Source organism: Streptomyces erythrochromogenes, assembly GCF_040684695.1.
In the GTDB taxonomy this organism is placed as follows: Bacteria; Actinomycetota; Actinomycetes; order Streptomycetales; family Streptomycetaceae; genus Streptomyces; species Streptomyces erythrochromogenes_C.
In genome coordinates, this window is sequence record NZ_JBFBGM010000064.1 from 1 (window position 1) to 2359 (window position 2359).

Annotated in this window: 2 protein-coding genes and 1 pseudogene; 2 read left to right on the top strand and 1 reads right to left on the bottom strand. The window is 76.3% G+C overall.

The genetic code is table 11. The features are described 5' to 3' along the window. Positions 1-129: pseudogene (locus AB0O53_RS38315) on the top strand (aminoacyl-tRNA hydrolase); the annotation flags it as partial. Continuing rightward, positions 107-484 (top strand): TOBE domain-containing protein, encoded by a 378-nt coding sequence (locus AB0O53_RS38320; RefSeq protein ID WP_365201854.1) that lies wholly within the window; start codon positions 107-109, stop codon positions 482-484. The pseudogene AB0O53_RS38315 and the gene AB0O53_RS38320, both read left to right, overlap by 23 nt. An 18-nt stretch (positions 485-502) precedes the next feature. Here the strand turns inward: AB0O53_RS38320 and AB0O53_RS38325 are convergent, their stop codons facing one another. Continuing rightward, positions 503-1915, bottom strand: a complete 1413-nt coding sequence (locus tag AB0O53_RS38325) for a virginiamycin B lyase family protein (RefSeq protein WP_365201852.1) — start codon at positions 1913-1915, stop codon at positions 503-505. Positions 1916-2359: the final 444 nt, after the last annotated feature.

Below are 2359 nucleotides of genomic sequence, written 5' to 3' on the forward strand. Positions count from 1 at the left end.
TACGCCGGGAACCGCCACAACATCGGGTTCATGGTGGCCGATCTGCTGGCGGAGCGGATCGGCGGGAAGTTCAAGGCGCACAAGGCGCGGGCCCCAGCTCTACACCATCGGCGAGGCCGCCCAACTCCTCCGCGTCAGCACCGACACCGCCCGCCGCTGGGCCGATGCCGGCCGCTTCCCGACCCGGCGGGACGGCACCCGGCGGATGGTGGAGGGCCGGCACCTCGCCGCCTTCTGCGTGGAGCTCGCCCGGGAGCCCGCCGAGGACGACGGCGAGGTCGCGACGTCCGTCCGCAACGCGCTGCCCGGCATCGTCACCGCGGTGACGCTCGGCGAGGTGGCCGCCCAGGTCGAGATCCAGGCGGGACCGCACCGGGTGGTCTCCCTGCTGACGCGCGAGGCCGTCGAGGAACTCGGACTCGCGGTCGGCGTCCGGGCCGTCGCCCGCGTGAAGTCCACCAGCGTCCACATCGACGTGGACTGAAGCCCCCCGGCAGGGCGGTCAGGGACGGCTCACCCGGGTCACCGCCCGGTCGGCGTTGTTGTTCCGCCCGGGGTCCGGTGTACGGGAGTGGACCTCGGCGGTCGCGAGCACGACCGGCCTCTGGTCGGCCCGCACCGTGACCTGGAAGACCCGCAGCTGTCCGGCGCCCAGGGCCTCGATCCGCCGGCTCACCCGGCCCGCGCCGTCGCGGTCGCGGTCGGCGGCCGGATCGGTGCCCGTGACCTGCGCACCGCGCGGCAGGCTCAGGGTGACCACCGCGTCCGCAGCGGAGAACGGCCCCTGGTTGGTCACCGTGACGGTGTAGGCGTACCGGTCCCCCTCCCGTACCGTGGCCGGCGCGCTCAGGCGGACCGCCAGGTCGGCCCTGGGCCGGCCGGCGCCGGTCTCGACGCGTCCGACGCGGTCGCCGACGATCTCCGTGAACCACATGCCGCCGTCGGGCCCGGCCGTGATGCGCGTGGGGAAGCTCGCCGGGGCGGGCAGCGGGTGGTGGGTGAACCGCCCCGCGGGGGTGATCCGGCCGATGCGGTTCCCGAGCTGCTCGGTGAACCACAGATTGCCGTCGGGGCCCGCGGCGATCCCGTCCGGGCCGCTGTCGTCGGCGGGCAGGTCGTGCTCCGTGATCCTCCCGGCGGTGGTGATCCGGCCGATCCGGTTGCCGAAGAGCTCCGTGAACCACAACGCGCCGTCGGGACCCGCGGTGATGGTGTCCGGTCCACTGTCCGGATGCGGCAGGTCGTAGGTGGTGACGGCTCCGCCGGTGGTGATCCGGCCGACGCGGTTGCCGAGGATCTCGGTGAACCAGAGGTTCCCGTCGGGGCCGGTCACGATGCTCTCGGGGCTGCCGCCGCCGTGGGGCAGGGCGTACCGGGTGACGACGCCCGTTGTGGTGATCTTCCCGATCCGGTCGCCGGGGTCCTCGGTGAACCACAGGTTGCCGTCCGGACCGGCGGTGATGGCGAACGGCCGGCCGCTGCCCGGGGGCAGGTCGTACGCGGTGACGGCGCCGGCCGTGGTGATCTTCCCGATCCGGCCGCTGACGTCCGTGAACCACAGGTTGCCGTCGGGGCCCGCGGTGATGCCCAGGGCGTCGCTGGTGGTGCCGGGCAGCGGGAACTCGGTCAGCCGGCCGGCGGGGGTGAGCCGGCCGATCTTCCTGGTGCCGGTCTCGGTGAACCAGAGGTTGCCGTCCGATCCGGTGGTGATGCCGCTCGGCGCGCTGTCGGCGGCCAGCGGGTGCTCGGTGATGTCGCCGACCGCGGCACGGCCGGGGGCGGGGGCGGGGGCCGCGGTGGCGGGCAGCCCGGCCGGGCCGAGGAGGAGAAGGGCGGCGGCCAGGGGGAGGCCCCACGGCGTGCGGCGGCGTCGGGCGGCGGCGGGCGGGGACCCGCCCGGGGTGCGGTAGGTCATCGACGGCAGGTCTTTCGGCCGGGGTTCGGGGGCGGGCCCGCCGGTGGGCGAGACCGCGCCGCCGGGTCCGGGCGCTGTCGGGCGGCGCGTGAGGTCGCGACAGCGGCGCGCTCCGGGCGTGCCCGAGCGTGCGCGCACTGCAGCGTAGGGGGCGGGTGACGGCATGTCAGCCCGCCCCGCCGTGGCGGCAGGCGGCCGGGGGCCCGGTCCCGCCCGGGCGCCGCGGCTCGGCCGCCGGTTCCGGCCCGGGTGCCCATGGCTCGGCCGCCGGTCGCCGGCGAGTGTCCGGCGGACCAGGATCGGGCGCCCGGCCGCGCCCCGGGGCCGGCCGGGATCCGCCGGACACCGCCTAGGCCGTCTCTTTCGGATCTTGCCGGGCCCGCGCTGCCCGGCACCGCACCTCCCTGCGTTGTCGGGGCTCCCGAGTACGGCCAGTACACGAGG

What these genes read in the sequence shown, in the direction of transcription:
- AB0O53_RS38325 (WP_365201852.1), bottom strand. Translation starts at nt 1,915, where the DNA reads ATGACCTACCGCACCCCGGGCGGGTCCCCGCCCGCCGCCGCCCGACGC.